Here is a 997-nt window from a genome sequence, read left to right as displayed (position 1 = left end):
ATGCTCTCCTGCGTCCTAGAGAACTTGCCAATAACCTACATTATTTTTGCTTTGCCATTACCAATCGTCCTGAACAAGTTCATTTTAAAGCCAAAGCGCTGCCCAACTTTTATCCTCAATACCACATCGTCAGCAGGAAATAACCTAATCCCTGTGTTGGGATCTTATAATCGCTAATGATAATTATTTACATTTTATAGCTTCTGCTATAAAACATAGTAGTTGCTATGTTTATTCTAATTTTGCTCACTATAGGTACTAAATCATGCTCTCAATAAAAAAAGTAACCATGCTCTTGGGGTGCCTAGTCCTCACCTGCTCGATAGCATTTCAGGCGAGTGCAGCTGAAAAATTCAAGGTCATTACAACTTTTACCATCATCGCAGATATGGCCAAAAACGTGGCTGGAGATGCTGCAGAAGTCTCATCCATAACCAAGCCTGGTGCAGAAATTCATGAGTATCAGCCTACCCCTGGCGATATTAAACGTGCGCAGGGGGCACAACTGATTCTCGCCAATGGTATGAATCTGGAATTGTGGTTCCAACGCTTTTACCAGCATCTCAATGGGGTTCCAGAAGTAATTGTCTCTTCGGGTGTGACGCCAGTAGGGATCACCGAAGGGCCCTATGAGGGCAAACCTAACCCCCATGCCTGGATGTCGCCAGATAATGCTCTGATTTACGTCGATAATATTCGTGATGCGTTTATAAAATACGATCCGGCAAATGCACAAACCTACCAACGTAATGCCGATACTTATAAAGCCAAGATTACCCAAACCCTTGCCCCCCTGCGTAAGCAGATTGCGGAACTCCCTGAGAATCAGCGATGGATGGTCACCAGTGAAGGGGCTTTTTCTTATCTCGCACGCGATTTGGGGCTAAAAGAGCTTTATCTGTGGCCGATTAATGCCGATCAACAAGGAACACCGCAGCAGGTACGTAAGGTTGTTGATATAGTTAAGAAAAATCATATCCCGGCAGTCTTTAGCGAG

Annotated in this window: 1 protein-coding gene; it reads left to right on the top strand. The window is 44.2% G+C overall.

The window, feature by feature from the left end; translation table 11 throughout:
* Positions 1-265: 265 nt before the first annotated feature.
* Positions 266-997: iron/manganese ABC transporter substrate-binding protein SitA (gene sitA / locus RTW80_RS26000; protein ID WP_312720958.1), on the top strand; the 732-nt coding region annotated here is incomplete at its 3' end.

The organism is Escherichia sp. AM3 (assembly GCF_032029835.1).
Lineage (GTDB): Bacteria > Pseudomonadota > Gammaproteobacteria > Enterobacterales > Enterobacteriaceae > Escherichia > Escherichia coli.
Note: the sequence above shows the minus strand (reverse complement) of the source record. Positions and strands in the feature narration are given on the sequence as shown.